17 protein-coding genes are annotated in these 18210 nt (G+C 69.1%); 6 read left to right on the top strand and 11 right to left on the bottom strand.

Translation table 11 applies throughout. The annotated features are described in order from the left end of the window. Positions 1-128: 128 nt before the first annotated feature. From ACQ1W9_RS05230 to ACQ1W9_RS05220, 3 genes are all read right to left on the bottom strand, one after another. Positions 129-1898 (bottom strand): SLC13 family permease, encoded by a 1770-nt coding sequence (locus ACQ1W9_RS05230; protein WP_431025659.1) that lies wholly within the window; start codon positions 1896-1898, stop codon positions 129-131. Positions 1899-2080: 182 nt separating this feature from the next. Continuing rightward, positions 2081-2287 carry a cold-shock protein gene (locus tag ACQ1W9_RS05225; RefSeq protein ID WP_010629501.1) on the bottom strand — a complete coding sequence of 69 codons (207 nt, stop codon included), beginning with the start codon at positions 2285-2287 and terminating at the stop codon, positions 2081-2083. Positions 2288-2497: 210 nt separating this feature from the next. Next, the gene (locus tag ACQ1W9_RS05220) at positions 2498-4132 is read right to left on the bottom strand and encodes a L,D-transpeptidase family protein (protein WP_431025658.1); all 1635 of its coding nucleotides are present in this window, start codon (positions 4130-4132) and stop codon (positions 2498-2500) included. Between the two features lie 78 nt (positions 4133-4210). On the opposite strand from ACQ1W9_RS05220, the gene ACQ1W9_RS05215 reads away from it, so the two are divergent. Both ACQ1W9_RS05215 and ACQ1W9_RS05210 read left to right on the top strand, forming a co-directional pair. Continuing rightward, positions 4211-5038, top strand: coding sequence for a murein L,D-transpeptidase catalytic domain family protein (locus ACQ1W9_RS05215; RefSeq protein ID WP_431025657.1), 828 nt, complete (start codon positions 4211-4213; stop codon positions 5036-5038). A 3-nt stretch (positions 5039-5041) separates the two neighbouring features. Beyond that, entirely contained in the window at positions 5042-5407 is a 366-nt protein-coding gene (locus ACQ1W9_RS05210; protein ID WP_431025656.1) for a DUF6164 family protein, read from the top strand. A gap of 25 nt (positions 5408-5432) precedes the next feature. On the opposite strand, the gene ACQ1W9_RS05205 is transcribed toward ACQ1W9_RS05210, so the two are convergent. Further along, a complete protein-coding gene (locus tag ACQ1W9_RS05205) occupies positions 5433-5870 on the bottom strand; it encodes a YtoQ family protein (RefSeq protein ID WP_431025655.1) in 438 nt (145 codons plus the stop codon). A gap of 175 nt (positions 5871-6045) precedes the next feature. Here ACQ1W9_RS05205 and ACQ1W9_RS05200 point away from each other — a divergent pair, with 175 nt between their 5' ends. Beyond that, the gene (locus tag ACQ1W9_RS05200) at positions 6046-7284 is read left to right on the top strand and encodes a DUF3422 domain-containing protein (RefSeq protein ID WP_431025654.1); all 1239 of its coding nucleotides are present in this window, start codon (positions 6046-6048) and stop codon (positions 7282-7284) included. Positions 7285-7387: 103 nt separating this feature from the next. Here ACQ1W9_RS05200 and ACQ1W9_RS05195 read toward each other — a convergent pair whose 3' ends face one another. The 4 genes from ACQ1W9_RS05195 to ACQ1W9_RS05180 form a co-directional block, all read right to left on the bottom strand. Further along, positions 7388-8251, bottom strand: a complete 864-nt coding sequence (locus tag ACQ1W9_RS05195) for a DUF6999 family protein (protein WP_431025653.1) — start codon at positions 8249-8251, stop codon at positions 7388-7390. 68 nt (positions 8252-8319) lie between these two features. Continuing rightward, entirely contained in the window at positions 8320-9000 is a 681-nt protein-coding gene (locus ACQ1W9_RS05190; protein WP_431025652.1) for a hypothetical protein, read from the bottom strand. Positions 9001-9015: 15 nt separating this feature from the next. Further along, a complete protein-coding gene (locus tag ACQ1W9_RS05185) occupies positions 9016-10113 on the bottom strand; it encodes a beta-ketoacyl-ACP synthase III (RefSeq protein WP_431025651.1) in 1098 nt (365 codons plus the stop codon). Then, the gene (locus tag ACQ1W9_RS05180; RefSeq protein WP_431025650.1) at positions 10110-10676 is read right to left on the bottom strand and encodes a diguanylate cyclase; all 567 of its coding nucleotides are present in this window, start codon (positions 10674-10676) and stop codon (positions 10110-10112) included. Before ACQ1W9_RS05180 ends, ACQ1W9_RS05185 begins: the two co-directional genes overlap by 4 nt. Positions 10677-10919: 243 nt before the next feature. Between ACQ1W9_RS05180 and ACQ1W9_RS05175 the strand changes: the two genes are divergently transcribed. Beyond that, on the top strand, positions 10920-13052 hold the full coding sequence (locus ACQ1W9_RS05175; protein WP_431025649.1) for a TonB-dependent receptor: 2133 nt from the start codon (positions 10920-10922) through the stop codon (positions 13050-13052). Positions 13053-13394: 342 nt separating this feature from the next. Here the strand turns inward: ACQ1W9_RS05175 and ACQ1W9_RS05170 are convergent, their stop codons facing one another. From ACQ1W9_RS05170 to ACQ1W9_RS05160, 3 genes are read right to left on the bottom strand one after another with little or no spacing between them, the layout of a single operon-like run. Next, positions 13395-14426 carry a FecCD family ABC transporter permease gene (locus ACQ1W9_RS05170; RefSeq protein WP_431025648.1) on the bottom strand — a complete coding sequence of 344 codons (1032 nt, stop codon included), beginning with the start codon at positions 14424-14426 and terminating at the stop codon, positions 13395-13397. Then, on the bottom strand, positions 14423-15427 hold the full coding sequence (locus ACQ1W9_RS05165; protein WP_431025647.1) for a FecCD family ABC transporter permease: 1005 nt from the start codon (positions 15425-15427) through the stop codon (positions 14423-14425). Before ACQ1W9_RS05165 ends, ACQ1W9_RS05170 begins: the two co-directional genes overlap by 4 nt. After that, entirely contained in the window at positions 15421-16434 is a 1014-nt protein-coding gene (locus ACQ1W9_RS05160; protein ID WP_431025646.1) for an ABC transporter substrate-binding protein, read from the bottom strand. The genes ACQ1W9_RS05165 and ACQ1W9_RS05160 overlap by 7 nt, the downstream gene beginning before the upstream one ends. Before the next feature lie 35 nt (positions 16435-16469). On the opposite strand from ACQ1W9_RS05160, the gene ACQ1W9_RS05155 reads away from it, so the two are divergent. Both ACQ1W9_RS05155 and ACQ1W9_RS05150 read left to right on the top strand, forming a co-directional pair. Next, on the top strand, positions 16470-17294 hold the full coding sequence (locus ACQ1W9_RS05155; RefSeq protein WP_431025645.1) for an ABC transporter ATP-binding protein: 825 nt from the start codon (positions 16470-16472) through the stop codon (positions 17292-17294). Further along, a complete protein-coding gene (locus ACQ1W9_RS05150; protein WP_431025644.1) occupies positions 17291-18205 on the top strand; it encodes a sucrase ferredoxin in 915 nt (304 codons plus the stop codon). The genes ACQ1W9_RS05155 and ACQ1W9_RS05150 overlap by 4 nt, the downstream gene beginning before the upstream one ends. The last annotated feature ends 5 nt before the right edge of the window (positions 18206-18210 follow it).

The raw sequence follows: 18210 nt of genomic DNA, 5'->3' as shown, positions 1-18210 counted from the left end.
GGGTCCTATGCCAGGGATGGCATCGGTAGCGCCCAGGGAGGGGTTCACAGCGCCCCGCGAAGACCTGCCCCCAGGGTAGCCCGAGCCTCAACGCCGGAAGAACGCTTACCGCGATAGCCCTGCGGGAGTTAAAACGGCCAGATCAGCGGCGTCAGGGTCAGCACCACCAGGGCGGTCAGCAGGTTGAGCAGGCCGCCGACGCGCAGGAAGTCGCCGAAGCGGTAGCCGCCGGGGCCGTGGACCATCAGGTTGGTCTGGTAGCCGATGGGGGTCAGGAAGCTGGCCGAGGCGGCGAACATCACCACCACCACGAAGGGAATCGGGTTAACGCCCAGGCTCTCGGCGCTGGCCATGACGATGGGGAAGGTGATCACCGCGGCGGCATTGTTGGTGACCAGCTCGGTCAGCAGGGCCACCAGCAGATAGGCCCCCACCAGCAGCAGCCAGGGATTGCCATCCGCCAGGCCCAGCCCCGCCCCGGCGAGGAAGGCCGCGGCCCCGGTGGTCTCGAGGGCGGCGCCCAGGCCGAAGGAAGCGGCGATGGTCAGCAGCACCTGGGTATCCAGGCCGCGACGGGCGGCGCCGATGGAGCAGCAGCCGCTGAGCACCGCCAGGGCCGCCCCCAGCATGGCCGCATTGAGCATGCTCATCACGCCGCTGGCGGCCAGGACCACCACCCCGGCGAGGATGCTCCAGGCCAGCCAGGCCTTCTCGTGGATCGGCCGGGCCGCGCCATTGACCTGGCTGATCAGCAGGAAGTCCCGGGACTGGCGATGGCGCTCGATAAAGGGCGGGCGTGCCTCCAGCAGCAGCACATCGGCGGGCTGCAGGCGGATCTGCCCCAGGTTGCCGGCGACCCGCTCGCCGTTGCGGCACACCGCCAGCACGGCGGCGCCATAGAGGGTACGGAAGTGGCCATCGCGGATGCGCTGGCCGATAAACTGGCACTGGTTGGAGACCACCGCCTCCACCAGGCGGCGCTCCTTGAAATCCTTCTGCAGGCTCGACTGCCCCTGGTGGGAGGGCATCAGGCCGCGGATCTGCTGCAGCTCCACAGCGCCGGCGGAGGTCCCGGCGAAGATCAGCCGATCATTGCCCTTGAGCTTCTCGCCGGGGCCCACCACGCTGACCACGTTGCCCTCCCGCTCGATCTCCACCAGGAACAGCTCCTGGAGATGGCGCAGCCCCGCCTCCTCCACCGTCTTGTCGACCAGGGGCCCGGCGGGATCCACCGCCATCTCGATGGTGAATTCGCGGGGGTTCTCGAAGGCCTCGGCGGCGCCGCGTCGGGCCGGCAAGAGATGCCGCCCCACCAGCAGCAGATAGGCCAGGCCGACGATGGCCACCGGCACGCCCAGCCAGGCGATATCGAAGAGCCGCAGCGCCAGCTCCGGGTAGCGGTCGGCCAGCAGGCCATTGACCACCAGGTTGGTACTGGTGCCCATCAGGGAGATGGTGCCACCGAGGATGGAGGCGAAGCTGAGCGGCATCAGCAGGCGGTTGGCGGGAATATTGAGGCGCCGGCTCCAGCTGATCACCGCGGGGATATAGGTGGCCACCACCGGGGTGTTATTGAGGAAGCCGCTCATCGCCGCCACCGGCAGCAGCAGCCGCCCCTGGGCCCGGGCCTCGCTGCGCGGCCGCCCCAGCACATAGCGGATGATCAGGTCGATGCCGCCGGTCTCGCGGATGCTGGCCACCAGGATATAGAGGAAGGCCACGGTGAACAGGGCACTGCTGGAGAAGCCGGCCAGGGCCTGATCGGGGTCGATGACGCCCAGGGTCAGCAAGAGGATGACCGCCCCCAGGAGAATGATATCGGGGCCGATACGGCTCAGGGCCATCAGGGGAAAAACGGCGCCGACGACGGCCAGCGCGATCCAGGCATCCAGGGACATGGGCGATCCAATAGAACCAGCAAAGGGCCCATTGTGACGGCCGCCCGCTATAGCGAAAAGTTATTTCTAGAAATTTATCTATTCGATAAAGAGATAAAAAGCCGAATCGCGCCCACGAAAAAGGCCCGCCTAGGCGGGCCTCTTTTCGACCGCCGAAGCGGTCACATCGAGGAGATCAGCGCTTAGCCGATGACCTTGATGTTGGAAGCCTGGAGGCCTTTCTTGCCCTGGGTGACGTCGAAGGAAACCTTCTGACCGTCTTGCAGAGTCTTGAAGCCGTCGGCCTGAATCTCGGAGAAGTGAGCGAACAGGTCGTCGCCGTTATCGTCCGGAGAGATGAAGCCGAAGCCTTTGGTGTCATTGAACCACTTAACGGTACCAGTTGCCATTATCGAATTCCTCGAAGTAGCAGATGTTTAACCGGGAATTACCCGAGACGAGTGGGTAAAACAAGGAGAAGTACACCAGGCTACCGAAACGCATGAAACGACTTTCGATGACAACTGACGCTATTCGACTTGCTAACCAACTGGACGCAGGATGCGCTTTCGGGCCTTCCGAGTCAAACAGTTTTTTCACTCGCCCCGATGATTTTCGCCTCAATCCCGGGCCAAGGCCGCCGCCAGAGGCGCATCCCGGCCGTAGGGGTCGCCGTGGAAGATCACCTCGCCGTCCAGGTCGGGGAAGGCCGTCCAGTAGTAGAGGTAGAGGGGCACCGGCCGCGCCAGGTGCAGGGGCTGGCTCTGGCCGCTGGCCAGGCGGGCGCCCAGATCGGCGCGGGTGCCGGTATCGACCAGCAGCTCCTCCACCAATCGCCTCACCCCCTCGACCCGGATGCAGCCGGAGCTCAGCGTCCGCTGATCCCGGCCGAACAGCCCCCGGGCCGGGGTGTCATGCAGATAGACCGCATGGCCATTGGGAAAGCGCAGCACCATCTGGCCCAGGGGGTTGGCGGGACCGGGGGCCTGGCGCAGCATCACCGCCCCGGGGCGTTCCCAGTCCACGTCCAGGGGATCGAGGCGGCTGCCGTCCGGCGCCAACACGCTGAACTGCCCTTCCAGGACCAGAGGATCCCGGCGCAACTGGGGCAGCTTGTCCTCGCGGAAGATGGTCGGCGGCACCGTCCAGCTGGGGTGCAGGTCGAAGCGGGTCAGCCGCGAGGCCAGTAGCGGCGTGGCCCGCCCCGGCTGGCCGACGATCACCCGGGTGCGCCAGGCCTCCCCGTTGGGACGCCGGTAGTCCAGGGTCTGCCCCGCCACATTGACCAGCACATGGGCATCGGCCAGGGTCGGCAACAGCCAGCGGGCCCGCTCCAGGTTGAGGCGCAACTGCTCGAGGCGTCGACTCACCGGCACGTTGAGGGCCTCCCGGGTCCGCGGCCCCACCACGCCATCGGCATTCAATCCATGACGGCGCTGGAAGCGCCGCACCGCCGCCATCAGGGTATCGTCGTAATGCAGGGATTCGAACTCGGCGGGACGGGCGCGGGCGGCCAGCTCGCCATAGACCCCCGCCTCGGGCACCAGCACGCCCAGCTCTCCCGCCGCCGCCAGGCGCTCGCGCAGGCGGCGCACCTCCTCGTGGCGCTCGCCGGGGCGCAGCGGCTGGGCCCTGGGCGGCAGGCTTGCCCAGCCCCCCAGGGCCTCGAGGCGCCGGTGTTCGGCCAGGGCCTGGCGCAGCTGGCCATAGGCCGGATGCCGAGGCCGCGCCAGCGCCAGCGCCTCCTCGACCCGCCCCGCCGCCAGGGCATCGGCGATCCGCGGCCAGGGCAGGGTCACCTCGGCCAGGGGAATCTCCCACTGGGGATCGAGGCGCCGCGGATCGACCCGGCCCCGGGCCAGGTCCTCCAGGGCCTCGACCAGGGCGCGACTGGCCTCCCGCGCCAGCCGCTCACGGGCCGCGGCGTCCTCCGCCGGCAGGGCCTCGAAGGCCTGCCGCCAGGTGCCGGCCCGGTAATGGGCCGGCGTCAGGCCATCCTCGGCCAACGACGCCAGGGCGCTATCGAGCCGGGCCAGGGCCGCCTCGTCACGCCATAGCGTTTGGTCGTTCAGGGCCTCGTGAAGCGGAACCAGGGCGGCCCCCCGAGACTCGGCACCAGCGGCGGCCTCCGACGCCCCTTCCTGGGCCATCAGCGGCATCGCAGCGACCAACAGGACGGCCGCCAGGCCACCCAAGCCGCCGAGTCGAGAGGCCGTGGAATCGCCCCGGTTGGTGAATGCTCGCTTTATGGTCATACTTAGGCCCGTCCGCTGGGAGTCATAAGAAAAGTGTATCGCCCGGCGGCCCGGATCGAAACGCAGGAGCCCATCACAATGACGCTAGATGCGCCATCTTCTTCCTCGCTTGGCCGCTCGCTGGGACGGCTGACCTGTCTGCTACTCCCGATGGCCCTGGCCACCCCCACCCTGGCCGGTGCGCCGAGCGAGTCCTTACCCAGGGCGTCCGCGGAGCGCCTTAGCGATACCCTCAAGCGCCTGGCTCCCGGGGCCGATGCCCGGGTGCTGGAGCGCGCCGCCCAGGCCTGGGATTGCGCCCGCCCCGATGCCGAGCGCCTGGCGGTGATCGACTTCGCGCGCTCCGCCAACGAGCCACGCCTGTGGGTCTTCGACCTGGCCGAGGAACGGCTGCTGTTCGAGGAACTGGTCTCCCACGGTCGCGGGACCGGCGACGAGCAGGCACGCTGGTTCTCGAATACGCCGGAGAGCCACCAGTCGAGCCTGGGGCTGTTTCGCACCCTCAACAGCTATGACGGCAGCAACGGCTATTCGTTGCGCCTGGAGGGGCTGGAGCCGGGGGTCAATGACCTGGCCTATGAACGCGCCATCGTGATCCACGGCGCCGACTATGTCAGCGAGGAATTTATCGCCGCCAATGGCCGCCTGGGACGCAGCTTCGGCTGCCCGGCGGTACGCCAGGAGGTGGCCTACCCGCTGATCGATAGCATCAAGGAGGGACAGTACCTGTTCGCCCACTACCCGGACGACGACTGGGTGGACGGCTCCGACTTCCTGGCCTGCACCCCCTCGCTGCGCCTGGCCCGGCAGATCGACGTGGGCGGCATCTCGCTGGCCACGGCCTATACCGCGCAGGGCGACTCGGCGAGCGACGCAGACTGGCTGGCCTCGCGGCATCGGGAGTAAGTCATGGCGGTACTGCTGTTCAAGCTGCGGGGCGTCCCGGAAGACGAGGCCGACGAGGTGCGCGAGCGCCTCGCGACACACGACTTCGATACCTACGAGACCCAGGAGGGGTTCTGGCGGCTGGGCGAGCCGGCCATCTGGCTGCGCGACCCCGAGCAGTTCACCGCGGCCCGCCGGGTGATCGACGCCTACCAGGCCGAGCGCGCCGAGCTGCTGCACCGGGAGCGGGAGGCCCAGCGGGCCCGGGGCGAGGCGGACACCCTGGGGCGCCGCCTCGTTCGCCGGCCGCTGCCCTTGCTGCTGTTGCTGGCCGGCGCCGGGGCCATCCTGGCGCTTAGCCTGTGGCCCTTCCTGGGGCTGGGGCGCTAGGCGCCCGCCGCTAGCCCAGGCTGGCTTACCGGGTCACATACTTGAGGATCTCTACCACCTGGTCGGTGCCGGTGCACCAGCCCATGGCGGCGGCATCCACTTCCTTGAGGGGATGGACGATCTCTTCACCGTGCAGGGTCACGTAGGGCTTGCCCAGGGCGGCACAGTAGCCGGCATCGAAGGCGGCGTTCCACTGCTTGTACTTGTCGCCGAAGCGCACCACCACCAGGTCGCTCATCTCGATCAGGGTCTTGGTGCGAATGGCGTTGACCTTGGACGACTTGTGGTCGCGCCAGAAGCCCTCGCTGGCCGGCCCCAGATGATCGCCGGCGGCATCGCTGGCGTCGTGGTCGGTCACCGCCGAGGTGAAGGTGATATCCAGGCCCGCGGCGGCGGCGCCCCGCTCGATCTCCTCACGCCAGTCGGTATGAATCTCGCCGGACAGATAGACGGTAAAGCTCATGGGATTCTCCAGGTCACGGTGGTCGGGTCATTAATCGTACACAAAAGCTGTATACATTGCAGGCTGCGACAAGCCACCGCAGCCAGGGAGGCATGTCAGGGCCGGCGGGGCCTTGTTCCCCCCGGCGCCGCTGGCTAGCCTCGAAGGCCCCCTCTTCCCTGGACACCATAACACCATGCATCCCCAACGCCGTGCCCTGCACGATGAGCTCCACTCCCGCCCCTCCATCGACCTGCCCAGTTCGGCGCTGGTGCACCACTATGCCCTGCTGGACGAGGACGGCGAGATCGGCCATGCCCTGCTCGAACAGCTGGCCCGGGAACACGGCGTGCCCCCCGATCACCAGGCGGCCCAGAATATCCTCGAGCTCGACGGCATGACGCTGAAGTGGGAACGCCATACCGAGTTCCTGACCCTGACTCTCTACCGGCCGACCGACCCCGGCGAGACTCACTGGCCCGCCCCTCCGGAGGTGCTGGAGCGGTTGCTCGCTCCCCATCGTGAGGCGATCATCAACGCCAGCCTGGTGCGGGTGGAAGCCCTGGCCCACTGGGCCGGTGCCCCCGCCGCCTATGGCTTCCGCGGCACCGCCGGCTCCCAGGTCGGCGGCGGCTCCGCCAGCGTGTGGAGCGACTTCCACCTCAGCGAGTGCGGCGTCAATCGCCTGCTGGTGGTCAACGAGCAACTCAATGACTTCCGCCTGGGGCGCATGGTGCGCCGCCTGCTGGAGATCGAGACCTACCGCATGATGGCCTCCCTGGCGCTGCCGCTGGCCAAGTCGCTGAGCGGCGAGCTCCAGGCCCAGGAGCAGGCCCTGACGGAGCTCACCCACCGCAACGCCCAGACACCGCGCAGCGATACCCGCCCGCTACTGGAGGAAGTCAGCGCCCTCTCGGCGCGCATCGCCCATACCTGCTCCCGGGCCCGCCAGCGCTTCAGCGCCACCGAGGCCTATGCCAGCCTGGTGGCCGAGCGCATCGAGGAGCTGCGCGAGACCCGCATCGATGATCGCCAGCGCCTGGGCTATTTCATCCTGCGCCGCTTCCGTCCCACGGTGCGCTACTGCGCCGCCACCGACCAGCGCCTGGTCAGCCTGGAGCAGCGCCTGGCGCATCTCGGCGACCTGCTCCAGGCTCGCGCCCAGGTGGAGATGGAGGCCCAGAACTCGGCGATCCTGCAGAGCCTCAACGAGCGCACCAGCCGCCAGCTGGCGATCCAGCGCGCCGTGGAGGGGCTCTCCTTTATCGTCCTGGGCTATTACATCCTCAGCCTCTACAAGCTGGGAGTGGAGAGCGTCAGCGCCGTGGTGCCCCATGACCCGCGCCTGGTGAGCCTGGTCCTGGCCCCGCTGGCCCTGGCGCTGCTGATCGGCGTGGCCCTGCATATCCGCCGGGTCAGGAAGCACTCCAAGTAGCCTCAGGCAACATCGGCCTGGGGCGATTCCTGCGAACGGCGCAGGCGCTCCAGCCGCGGGTAAGAAGGCACGGTGATGCCATCCTGCGTCAGGAAGCGCTGGCTCAGCGAGTGATGCCTTCCCGGCGCAGGCGCTCCAGCCGCGCATAGAGGTACTCGGTGAAGAAACCGTGCATCAAGAAGCGCTGGCTCAGGTTCCAGGGCCCCACCAGGTAGAGGGGATGCTTGTTGTAGGCCAGCTCGGCGAGCTGGGGCTCGTCGATCAGCGCGCCGATGCGCAGGGCGATGGACTGGTCCAGGTTGAAGCCGTTGATGGCGTCGCGGTACTCCTCCCGGGTCAGCAGCAGGCAGAACAGGCACATAAAGAGCGCATGGGCGCTCTCGAAGTCGAGCACCTGGGTACGCCGCGGGCGGATCTCGAACTCGAGGTCGTCCAGGGGACGCCAGTGTTGCCAGCTGAGCGCCCCGCCCTTCCCTGCCTGGCCCTCCCCCACCTTGTCCGACGTCGCCCCCATTGCCTCGAAGCTGCGAAACAGCGCCTGGTCGTGCTCGACGAAGCTCGCCTCGCGCATCTCGGCGATGCGCCGCGGGTAGAGGGTCACCGGCGCCACCCGGCCCGGGGCGGTGTTGTCGATCAGGAAGTTGAGCAGGTTCGATTCGGTGGCGAAGTGGCGCAGGATCAGGCGGTTGGCCTGGGGACTGACGAAGTGGGTGCAGAACCAGCAGATCAGCCGCTGCAGCAGGCCATGGGCGCGGAACTGCGGCAGCGGCAGGCGCTTGAGGAACCAGATCAAGTGCAGCAGCACCGCCAAGAGGCCCTGGAGGATCGGCCGCAGCCACCAGCGGGTGGGGTTGGCCAGGTCCTCCAGCCATAGCCGCCGCGCCTCCGGCTCGATGGGCAGCGCCTCGTCCTGGGCGATGGCGCGCAGATAGGGGCTAAGCGTTGGCTTCTCGTATCGCTTAGTCACAGGGCACCTCCTCCAGCCGCAGGGCATGGTGTAGCGGGCCACCAGGCGCCGCTAGCCCACGGGTTGGCCTAGTCATAGGGCACCTCCTCCAGCTGCAGGGCATAGAGCCTGGCCACCACGCGGGCGGTCCTGAGGATCGCCTCCGGCGCCTCGGGATCCCGGCAGACCCGGTCGATCAGGCCATAGAGGGTGGCCAGGTGATCATCGTCGTTCTCGCCGTGATAGCGCATGAAGCGGGTATAGCCGCCGTCGCCGCCGGTGGCCGCCTCGACCCGGGCCGCCCAGTCACCGGCCATCTTCTGGCCCAGTCCCTCGATGATCCACATGGCCCCGACCAGGTCCACGGGGTTGGGCTGGCCGGCGCGATACATCATAAAGGCGTGCAGCGCCTCGCTGCCGATATTCCTCGGCGCCGCCTGGATCTCGGCCAGCTCGCCGCCGGCGGCCACATAGTCCTGCTCCAGCAGCTCGTAGTCGCGGTGCTCGTCCCGGGCATGCTGGATCACCACCGAGCGCAGGTCGGCATGGTGACGGTCGAAGCTCGAGGCGCAGCGGCTGATCCAGCGAGCGCCCTCGATTACCTGCTGACGCAGGTTGAGCAGCAGGGTGCGGTACTCCGCCAGGCTCAGCTCGCCGCGGTCGAGGCGCTGGATCAAGGGCAGGCGGCCCAACTGGCGCTCGAAGTCGAACCAGACCCGCATCAGGCCCTGCAGGCAGGCCTGACCGGCGGCGGTGGTAATCTCTTGCATGGGAATCTCCTTCTCTCAGGCGTCGACCATGGTTAGCTGCATATAGGCGGTATTGAAGCGGCCACTCTCCGGCACCATGCACAGGATCCGCTCCCCGGGCTGGGGCTCCCGGGTACGCAGGAACTCGTCGAGCATGATGAATAGCGAGGCGCAGCCGGTATTGCCGCGCTCGTAGAGGTTGGTGTACCACTTCTCCTCCGGGATCATCGCCCCGGCCTGGGTCAGCATCTCGGCGATGCGCCCGCGGAAGTGGTGGGAAGAGTAGTGGCAGAGCAGGTGATCGACCTCGTCGACCGCCACCCGCCCTTCGTCGATCAGCCGCAGCAGGCCATCCACCCCCAGCTTGACGATATTGTCGAGCAGCCGCACGTCCTGGCGCAGCAGCAGGGCCCCGGCCGCCTCCGCCTCGGCGTAGGTGGCGAAGTCCTGCCAGGTGCGCCCATCGGCGGCCTGGCCCACGCTCATGCACAACGGATAGGCATCGGCGTGGGAGTAGCCGCGGATCCAGTCGATACGCAGGCAGCGCCCCCGGGGCGCGCCCTCCAGCAGCAGAGCCCCGGCGCCGTCGGAAAGCATCCAGCGCAGGAACTCGGCGTCGAAGTCGGGCTCGGCCCCCGCCGCCTCGAAACGGCTCGCCTTGAACAGCCGCGAGGCCAGCTCGCTGGCCACCACCAGGGCGCGACGGTGCTCGCCGGCGGCCAGCGACAGGAAGGCGGTCTTCAGCGCCATCATGCTGCTGGAGCAGATGCCGTGGCTGGTATGCAGCTCCACGTCGCCGAGCCCCAGCGCCGCCTGCACCTGGCTGCCGAAGCCCGGCAGCACCAGGTCGCCCTGGCTGGTGGCCACGCTCAGCAGCCCCACATCGCGCTTGCCCAGCCCCGCCGCTGCCAGGCACCTCTCCCCCGCCCGGGCCGCCATCTCGGCATTGCCGATGGTGGTGCGATGCTCGGCGTCGATGGCGTAGTGGCGCCGCCGGATGCCGTTGGCCTTGAGGATGCGCGCCTTGAGGCGGCTGGGCTTGCCGTTGACCCGTCCCAGCACCTCCTCGATCCGCTCGTTATCCACGGCTGGCCCCGGCAGGTGGTGGCCGCTGCGGGTGACATAGACACTCATGATGACGTCCTCTGCTTGAGGGCATGGCGCAGGCAGCGCAGGTTTTCCTCCAGGTAGGGGAAGACACACAGCAGCACCATGAATCCGAGATAGAACGGCAGATACCCCTGGCCGCCATGGGGGCTGGCCAGGGGCTCCAGGCGCAGCTGGCCCTGCCACTGCAACTGGACCAGCTCGAGCACCACCGGCCAGTTGATGATCAGGATCATCGCCAGCATGTAGAACGGCAGCGTGGCCAGGTAGTTATGGGCATGCATCTCCCACAGGCTGATCTCGCGGCGCGGGGCCGCATAGTGCACGTCCCAGTGGGCCACCAGCTCATGCAGCACCCAGGCCACCAGGCAGATCAGCAGCACCAGCACATTCACCCGGAACAGCAGGCAAAGCAGGATGGGAATGCCCACCTGCAGGCCCATCAGCGAATGCATCAGCGACTCCTTGAGCCCCGAGGTGACCTCGATGCGCGTCGCCCGGTGGCAGCACCAGTCGACGAAGCCGGCGATGCCCCACAGGGGCAGGAAGAGATAGAGCAGCGCATTGATCAATAGCGACTGGGTATCCATGGGGCTCGTCTCGATGGTGACCGGAGAAGAAAACGATCGTTTTAAAAAACACCGTTTGATAACTAGTGTAGTCACAATCCCGTGGGACGCAAGCCGGAAATGCCTGGGACGGGAAGAGCCTAATAAGAAATAAGGAGCAATTGCAGATGCTTTTGATAAAAATTACTATTTACTGCCTTCGCGGCGTCACTCCCCGGCACCGACGAAGCCCACAACTCATGACAAGCAAGGGATCCCCATCCTATGACACTCCCCGCCAAGCGTCCGCTTGCCTGGCTGGTGCCCGCCCTGCTGGGCGGCCTGCTTCCCGCTCCCGTCCTGGCCCAGGCGGCCGATGACGCGGCCAACGCCGCGGCCCTCGAGGCCCTGGTGATCACCGCCACCCGTAACCAGCGCCAGGCCGACGACAGCTCCCAGCGCGTCACCGTGATCGACCGCGAGCAGATCGAACGGCAACTGGCGATCAGCGACGACCCCGGCCAGGTACTGAGCCAGCTGATCCCCTCCTACTCGCCCAGCCGCCAGAAGCTCTCCAATGCCGGCGAGTCCTTCCGCGGTCGCTCGCCGCTGTTCCTGATCGATGGCGTGCCCCAGACCAACCCGCTGCGCGACAGCGCTCGGGACAGCTACACCATCGACCTGTCGATGGTCGAGCGCATCGAGGTGATCCACGGCGCCAGCGCCGAGCACGGCCTGGGGGCCACCGGCGGCATCATCAACTTCGTGACCCGCCGCGCCGAGGCCGGCGAGGTCAACCAGCATGTCGGCATCCAGCTGACCAGCGACGACGACTTCGAGTCGGAGGGCCTCGGCCACAAGCTGGACTACCGCCTCAGCGGCCAGCGCGGCGACTGGGACTACCTGGTGGCGGCCAGCCGCCAGCAGCGCGGGGTCTTCTACGACGGCAACGACGAGGTCGTCGGCATCGCCTACCCGGGAGAATTGCAGGACTCTACCAGTCACGACCTCTTCGCCCGCCTCGGCTACTGGATCGACGACCACCAGAACCTGGAGGTCTCGGTCAATCACTTCGACCTGGAGGAAGGCGATGACTATGTCCCGGTGAGCGGCGACCGGGATGCCGGCATTCCCACCACCGCGCGCCCGGGCACCCCGGACGGCGACCCCGGCTTCAACGAGGTGACCACGGCCCGCCTGGCCTACGGGCATGACGACTGGTTCGGCAACCGCCTCGACGCCCAGCTCTACCACCAGCGCTTCCGCGCCCAGTTCGCCACCACGCCCTACTTTCCCTACCAGGAGGGTGGCGAGACCCGTTTCGACCAGACCCGCAACGCCTCCGACAAGCTGGGCGCCAAGTTCACCCTCTCCCGGGGCGGCCTGCTCGATGACCGCCTGACCCTGACCACCGGCCTCGACCTGCTTCAGGACGAGACCACCCAGACGCTGGTGCATACCGGGCGCACCTATGTGCCGGAGAGCCAGTTCCACAACGTTGCGGCCTTCCTGCAGGGCGACCTGGCGGTCACCGAGCGCCTGACCCTGAACGCCGGGGTTCGCCACGAATACGCCCGCCTCGACGTGGACGACTTCACCACCATCGACCGCAGCGACGTGACCCAGGACAACGTGACCGTCGAAGGCGGCAAGCCCGACTTCGACGAGACCCTGTTCAACGTCGGCGCCACCTACCGGGCCAACGACTGGCTGCAGTTCTACGCCAACTATTCGGAGGGCTTCGGCATGCCCGATGTGGGTCGGGTACTGCGCGGCATCGGCGAGCCGGGGCAGAACATCGACAGCCTGCTGCAGTTGCAGCCCATCGTCACCGATAATCGCGAGATCGGCGCCCGCTTCGATTGGGAGAACTACGGCCTGGAGCTGAGCTACTACGAGTCGAATTCCGACTTCGGCGAGCGCCTCGCCTTCGACAGTGCTAGCGGCAGCTGGGTCGGCAATCGCGAGAAGACCGAGATCCAGGGCGTCGAGGTGACCGGCGAGATGCGCCTGGGCGACGCCCATGAGCTGCGCCTGACCTATACCCACGCCGAGGGCGAGTCGGACACCGACGGCGACGGCAGCGTCGACACCGAGCTGACCGGGCTCAATATCGCCCCGGACACCCTGCGCCTGGCCTGGAGCGCCGACTGGAACGAGCGCCTCTCCTCCCACCTGCAGGTCAGCCGCTACTTCGACCGCAGCGTCGACAACCCCGACCTGGAGTTCGACGGCTACGGCCTGGTGGACGCCTCCCTGGCCTATCGCCTGCCGCAGGGGCGACTCTCGCTGGGCGTCGAGAACCTCACCGACGAGCAGTACATCACCTACTACTCCCAGGCCGGACGGGTCAGCGACGACTACTACTTCGCCGGCCGCGGCCGCACCCTCACCCTGGGCTACCAGTTGGACTTCTAGGCCCTCGCCTTGCTAGCTCGCTATTTGGCGGCGCCCCCGGGCGCCGCTTTTTTATGGTTCTTCGCAGACTGGAGTGAATACCATGGTGGGAAACTCCATGTTGTCCCACAAGTTGCCACCGTGGTTTCTGTGGGAGCTCGGCGGTCCGGCGTTCGGGTTCCCCGAGCGAATGGCGCCGAAGGCGCCCCAGTAGCCTGATCCACCTCGACGCTTGTCGCCTGGGAGCCCTTCGGGCTCCAATCGTTCGGCAGAGCCTAACTCCCACACTAGCTTGCCGGACATCAGCAATGCCGTGTCTTCACACTGACTTACGATGAACCTTTTTTCTGGTTGATTCAGGGCTTAGCGCCAGCGATAGAGCAGATAGACGAGGAAGGGCGCGCCGACGCCGGCGACGAAGATTCCCGCCGGCAGGTCCCGGGGCAGGAAGGCCAGCCGCCCCAGCAGGTCGGCGTAGAGCAGGATCAGGGCACCGAGCAGGGCGCTGGCCGGCACCAGGCCCATATGACCCGGCGCCACCAGGCGCCGGGCGAGATGCGGGGCCAGCAGGCCGATAAAGGCGAGCCCGCCGGCGAAGGCCACCGCCGCGCCGCTCAGGGCCACCGCCAGCAGCAACAGCGCCAGGCGGCTTCCGCGCACCGCCGCGCCCAGCCCGGTGGCCGTCTCGTCGCCTAGCGCCAGGACGTCGAGGCGTCGCGCCAGCCCCAGCGCCAGGGGCAGGCCGATCAGCGCCCAGGGGGCGAGCCCCGCCACCTCCCGCCACTGGGCGGCATAGAGGCTGCCGGTCAGCCACACATAGGCCTGCATCGCCGTGGTATCGGGGCTCAGCACCAGCACCAGGGTGGTCGCCGCGCCCAGGGCGGCGCTGATGCCGATGCCGATCAGCACCAGCCGGGCCGGGCCGAGGCCGCGCCCGGTCAGGGCGATGATGCCCAGCGCCACCAGGGCCGCCCCGCCCAGGGCCACCGCCGGCAACCAGGCCTCGCCCAGGACGCCGCCGCCCAGCGCCAGGAAGCTCACCGCCGCCAGCGACGCCCCCCCGGTGATGCCGATCACGTCCGGCGAGGCCAGGGGATTGCGCACCAGCCCCTGCATCAGCAGGCCGGCGGTCCCCAGGCAGGCGCCCACCAGGATCGCCAGCAGCAGCCGCGGCAGGCGGATCTCGTGGACGATCAGGGCGATCTCGCTGCGCTCGGGGAACCACAGCGCCTGCCAGACCTGCGCCGACGAGGTGGGCTGACTGCCCAGGCAGAGCGCGAGCCAGGCACTGGCGAGCAGCGCCACGGCCAGCCCCAGGGTCGCCGCCAGGGTCCGGCGCTCCAGGCGCCAGGCCAGGCGGCCGCCGGCGCCGCGTAACACGAGGGGAGCGGTCATGGGCTGAGACTCCGGCGACGGGCGAGAACCAGGAAGAAGGGGGTGCCGAGCAGGGCCATCATCACCCCCACCGGCACCTCCTGGGGCGGCATCAAGAAGCGCGCCAGGGTATCGGCGACCAGCAGCAGGCCGGCCCCCAGCAGGGCGCAGGCGGGCAGCACCCAGCGATGGTCGCGGCCGAACAGGGCGCGCGCCATATGCGGCACGATCAGCCCCACGAAGCCGATCATCCCGGCCACCGCCACCGCGCCCCCGGCCAGCACGATGACCACCGCCCCGGCCAGCAGCTTGACCCGGCCGGTGCGCTGGCCCAGCCCCTTGACCACCTCGTCGTCCAGCACCAGGAGGTTGAGCTGGCGCACCAGCCACAGGCAGAGCACGGCGGCGCCGAGGAAGAAGGGCAGCACCGGCGTCACCACCTCCAGGCCACGCCCCGCCACCGAGCCGGCCAGCCACAGCAGCAGGCTCTCGAAGCGCTCCTGGTCGATGATCAGCAGGCCCTGGGCCAGGGAAACGAAGAGCGCGGTGACCGCCACCCCGGCCAGCACCACCCGCAGCGGGGAGAGGCCGCCGCCCCGCTGGCGGCCCAGCAGGGCGACCAGCAGCGCCGCCACCAGGGCGCCGAGGAAGGCCACCCAGACCAGCGCCAGCGGCGAGCTCAGGGCGAAGAGGGTGCCGGCCACCACCACGAAGCACATGGCGCCGGCGTTGATGCCGAACAGGCTCGGCGAGGCCAGGGCGTTGCGGGTCAGGGTCTGCATCAGGGCGCCGGCCACCGCCAGGCTGGCGCCGACCAGGGCGGCGATCAGTGCCCGCGGCAGGCGCTCGGTGAGCAGGATCAGCTGCGCCGTGGAGCCCGGATCCGGGGCCAGCCAGGCCTCGGCCAGCACGCCCGGGGCGAGCGCGGTGGCACCCAGCAGCAGGCTGGCCAGGCCGGCGGCGAGCAGCCCCAGCCCGCCCAGCAGCAGCCCCAGCAGCTTGGCGACGGGGGTGGTCAGCATGACTCGCCCTCCCCGTCGTCGGCGAGGCCATAGTGGGCATAGAGCTCGTCGAGCAGGCGGTTGGCCGCCAGGATGCCGGCGCCCATGTTCCAGATCACCGGATCGACCCGGTAGACCCGCTCCCGCTCCACCGCCTCGAGGCTCCGCCACAGGGGATGGGCCGTCCAGTCGCGATGCAGGGCCAGCACCGCCGGATCGTCGCGCATAAAGACGAAGATGGCGTCGGCGTCCATGGCCGGCAGGCGCTCGCGGCTGACCAGCTTGACGCCCCAGCCGGGGCCGTCCTGGGCCGTGGGACGCCGGAAACCCAACTGCTCGAGGACCCGCCAGGCGAAGCCGTCGTAGTAGATCCGCACATGGTCGCCGCGGAAGCTGACCACCGAGGCGCTCTGCGGCCAGTCGTCCCCCAGGCTGGCCGCGGCCCGGCAACGGAAATCACTGACCCGGCCCCGCCAGGCCGCGAGCAGCTCCCGGGCCCTAGCCTCGCGGCCGGTGGCCTCCCCCAGCATCGCGAGCATCGCCTCGAAGTCGTAGGGGGTGTCGGCGATCAGGGTGGGGGCGATGCGCGACAGCAGCGGATAGGCCTGAGTATGGCGATAGCGGGCGCCGACGATCAGCTCCGGCGCCAGCCCCGCCACCGCCTCCAGGTCCGGCTGGGTCTCCAGCCCCAGGTAGCGCACGTCCTCCGGCAGGGCGTCGCGCAGGTAGCGGTACATGGGGCGCTCCAGCCAGGACTCCACCACCCCCACCGGCGCCAGCCCCAGCGCCAGGGCGGTATCGGTGGCCCCCTGGTAGAGGCTGACGAGGCGCTCGGGGCGCCCCTCGATGCGGGCCTCGCCCAGGGCATGGGCGACGTGCCGCACGGGCTCGGCGGCGTGGGCGGCCAGCACCGGCCAGCAGGCCGCCAGCAGGCAGGAAAAGCGGAGCAGCGAGGCGAGGCGGTACGGCACGGCGACTTCCCGGACGATGGACATTGGCGGCGAGAAGATGACACAATCCCAAGTCATAATACAAACCATTATCAAAAGGAATCTTCCCGCGCATGCCTGCCAGCCGCCTCGCCGGTGAATCCCTGACCGCCGGCTACGAGGGCCGCCGGGTCCTCGACGGCGTCGACTTCCGGGTCGAGGAGGGTCGCGTCACGGTGCTGCTGGGCCCCAACGGCAGCGGCAAGTCGACCCTGCTCAAGACCCTGGCCCGCACCCTGACCCCGGAGCGGGGCCGCGTGCTCCTCGACGGCCGGGAGATTCACCGCTACCGCACCCGCGAGGTCGCCCACCGCCTGGGCATCCTGCCCCAGAGCCCCGCCGCCCCGGAGGGCATGACGGTGCGCGAGCTGGTGGGCATGGGGCGCTTTCCCCACCAGCGGCTATGGCGGCAGTGGTCGACGGAGGACGAGCGGGCGGTCAAGGAGGCCATGGCCATCGCCCGGGTCGACGACTTCGCCGGCCGCCCGGTGGACGCCCTCTCCGGCGGCCAGCGCCAGCGCTGCTGGATCGCCATGGTGCTGGCCCAGGAGACCGACCTGATCCTGCTCGACGAGCCCACCACCTACCTCGACCTCAAGGTCCAGGTCGACCTGCTGGAACTGCTGGTGCGCCTGGCCCACGAGCGGGGCCGCACCCTGCTGGTGGTGCTCCACGACCTCAACCTGGCCGCCGCCTACGCCGATGTGCTGGTGATGATGCGCGACGGCCGCATCGAGCACCATGGCCCTCCGGAGGCGGTCTTCACCGCCACCAACCTCAAGGCGGTCTTCGACCTGGATGCCGAGGTGATGCGCGCCCCGAGCACCGGCCGGCCGATCTGCGTGCCGGCCCTGGGGGCCGCCGCGATGCCCGGCCCGCGCCAGGAGGTCCCGGCATGAGCGCGGCCCAGCAATTCTGCGCCGTGGAGAGCGCCGCCCAGGGCGATCCCCTGGCCGGTAGCGGCGTCCATGCCGAGCGCAACCTGCTGCTGAGCTGGCCGCGCCGCCACTGGGGACGCAACCTGCGCCGGGCCAACGGCATGAGCGAGGCCCTGCTGGCCCGCCTCGACGCCCTGGCCGAGAGCGGCCGGCGGGTCAACCTGATCCATCGCCGCGACCAACCCGAGGAGTCCCACCGCCTCTACCTGATGCCCGAGAATCGGGAGTTCGCGGTGCCCCGCGACGAACTCCCGGCGTTTCTCGAGGCCTTCGAGCGCGACGCCGACCTGGCGGCCTGGGAGCGGCCGGCCCCCATGGCGCCGCTGCTGCTGTGTTGCACCCACGGCAAGAAGGACAAGTGCTGCGCCAAGTTCGGCTATGCCGCCTACAAGGCCCTGGCCGCGGCCGTCGAGGCCCGCCCCGACCTGCCCTTCGAGGTCTGGGAGAGCACCCACCTGGGCGGCTGCCGCCTGGCCGCCAGCGCCCTGGTCTTCCCCGCCCTGCGCAAGTACGGGCGCATCCCCCCCGACGACGTCATCCCGCTGCTCGAGAGCGAGGCGGCGGGACGCCCCTACCTGCCCTGCTACCGGGGCGACTCACGGCTCAGTCCGCTGGAGCAGTGCGCCCAGGTGGCGGCGCTGGAGTGGCTGGCGGAGCGCGGCGAGCCCGCCACCGCGCTGGAGGTGGTCGGCGTCGAGGAGCGGACCGGGCGGGCCCGGGTCACCCTGAGGCGCCGCGACCGGGAGGGCGGCGAGCTAAGCGTCACCTGCGAGACCCGCGAGGTCCTGCGCCTCGATACCTGCGCCGATATCGACGACGGCGGCCCCAGTCTCAGCCGCGTCTGGCAGGCCACCGCCATCGAGCCCCACTAGGCGCC

Origin of the sequence: Halomonas sp. H5 (assembly GCF_050613175.1) — a bacterium.
GTDB classification, from domain to species: domain Bacteria; phylum Pseudomonadota; class Gammaproteobacteria; order Pseudomonadales; family Halomonadaceae; genus Bisbaumannia; species Bisbaumannia salifodinae.
The sequence above is the reverse complement of the archived record's forward strand: the minus strand, read 5'-3'. Positions and strand labels throughout refer to the sequence as shown.